Below are 2,304 nucleotides of genomic sequence, written 5' to 3' on the forward strand. Positions count from 1 at the left end.
CGTCGAGCTGCGCACGGCGCTGGCCGCCGGGCCCGGCGCGCCCAGGCCCGCCGAGATCAACCGGGCCGCCGGACTGATCCTCGCCCAGCGGGAGATCGCCACGACCCTCGCGGAGCTCGGCGCACTCGGCAGCGACGCCCGCTACCGAGCGGTGGACTTCCGGGACCGGGACGCCGTCCTGCAGGCGGTCAAGGAGATCCACGCCGAACACGGCCGCCTCGACGGAGTCGTCTTCGCCGCCGGCGTGATCGAGGACCGGCTGATCGCCGACAAGACCCCCGAGTCCTTCCAACGGGTCTACGGCACGAAGACGGCCGGGGCCGGCGCGCTGTTCGCCGCGCTGGACGACCTGCCCGGCACGCCCGCATTCACCGTGCTGTTCGGCAGCGTCGCCGCCGTCCTCGGCAACCGCGGCCAGGCCGACTACGCCGCCGCCAACGACGCCCTCGAAGCGCTCGGCGCCGACTGGGCCGCCCGCGCGGGCGCTCGCGCGCTGACCGTACACTGGGGACCCTGGGCACCGTCCGGCACGCACAGCGGCATGGTTGGCGCGGAACTAGGCCGCGCATACGCCCGGCGCGGCATCGAGCTGATCGACCCGGACGAGGGCACCGCGGCCCTGCTCCGGGAACTCGCCTGGGGCGAGCCGTCGGCCCGGGCCGTCGTCTACACCGCGTCGGGGTGGTGACATGGCGAGCCGTCACACTCCCGCCGCCATCGTCGGGATGGCGGTGCTGCTGCCCGGCGCCCCCGGCCTCGACGCGTACTGGCGCAATCTGCGCGACGGCCTCGACGCGATCCGCGACGCCCCCGCGGACCGCTGGGACGCCGACTACTACCGGCCCGGCTCGGCCGCCGGGCCCGCCGTCGCCGACCAGGTGTACTGCCGGCGCGGCGGCTTCGTGGACGGCCTGGCCGAGGTGGATGTCACCCGGTACGGCATCATGCCCGCCTCGGTGCCCGGCACCGAGCCCGACCAGCTGATCGCCCTCGACGTGGCCGCCGCCGCGCTCGCCGACGCGGGCGGCGCACAACGACTGCCGGCCCGGGACCGGATCGGCGTGGCGCTGGGGCGCGGCGGCTATCTCACCCCGGGCCTGGTCCGTCTGGATCAGCGGGTGCGCACGGCCGGACAACTGACCCGCATCCTAGGTGAGTTGTTGCCCGGCCTCGCCGACGGCCAACTCGCCCGCATCCGAGCCGCGTTCACCGAACGGCTCGGCCCCGACAGCCCGGAGTCGGCGATCGGCCTGGTCCCCAACCTCGCCGCCTCCCGCATCGCCAACCGTCTCGACCTGCGCGGCCCCGCCTACACCGTGGACGCGGCCTGCGCCTCCTCGCTGGTCGCCGTGGACCAGGCGGTCACCGAACTCTCCACCGGCCGCTGCGACTTGATGCTGGCCGGGGGAGTGCACCACTGTCACGACATCACCCTCTGGAGCGTCTTCGCCCAGCTGCGCGCCCTGTCCCCGACCGAGCGCGTCCGCCCCTTCCACCGTGACGCCGACGGCATCCTCATCGGCGAGGGCACGGGTGTCGTCGTACTGAAGCGGCTCGCGGACGCCCAACGCGACGGCGACCGCGTGTACGCGGTGATCCGGGGCACGGGCGTCGCCAGCGACGGCCGTACGGCGGGCCTGGCCGCCCCCGACCCCGGCGGGCAGACCAGAGCCGTGCGGCAGGCCTGGCGGGCCGCCGGACTCGACCCCGCCGCACCGGACTCCCTCGGCCTGCTGGAGGCTCACGGCACCGCGACTCCCGCCGGTGACACGGCCGAACTCGCCACCCTGGCCGAGGTGTTCGGCCCAGCCGATGGCAGTCACCTCCGTCCGGTCCTCGGCTCGGTGAAGTCGATGATCGGCCACGCCATGCCGGCCGCCGGGGTCGCGGGCCTGGTCAAGGCCGCCCTCGCCCTCCATCACGGCACCCTCCTGCCCACCCTCCACTGCGAGGACCCGCATCCCGCCCTGGCCGCCACCCGCTTCCGCACCCTGGCGCGCTCCCGGCCCTGGGAGACCGACGCCCGGCAGCCGGTCCGCCGCGCCGCCGTGAACGCCTTCGGGTTCGGCGGGATCAACGCCCATGTGGTGCTGGAGGAGGCACCGGGCGCCCGCGCGATTCCACGTACGCACTCCGGGCCCGCGTCCGTCCGGGAGCCCGTGCCAACGCCCATGCCCGCACGCGCCACCGCTCCCGCGCGCGTCCCCACTCCGGCTCCCGCGCACGTCCCCGTACCGGCTCCCGCGCGTGCCACGGCTCCCGCTCCGGCGTGTCCCACGGTTCCGGCTCCTGCGCGTCCTACCG

General features: G+C 75.6%; 2 protein-coding genes. Both read left to right on the forward strand.

The features are described 5' to 3' along the window. A partial coding sequence (locus M878_RS99075) for an SDR family NAD(P)-dependent oxidoreductase (protein WP_158692825.1) occupies positions 1-688 on the forward strand: 688 nt, incomplete at its 5' end. 1 nt (position 689) lies between these two features. Then, the coding region (locus tag M878_RS95275; RefSeq protein WP_023552419.1) for a beta-ketoacyl [acyl carrier protein] synthase domain-containing protein at positions 690-2,304 on the forward strand (1,615 nt) is incomplete at its 3' end.

The sequence above is a fragment of the Streptomyces roseochromogenus subsp. oscitans DS 12.976 genome, from assembly GCF_000497445.1.
Taxonomy (GTDB): domain Bacteria; phylum Actinomycetota; class Actinomycetes; order Streptomycetales; family Streptomycetaceae; genus Streptomyces; species Streptomyces oscitans.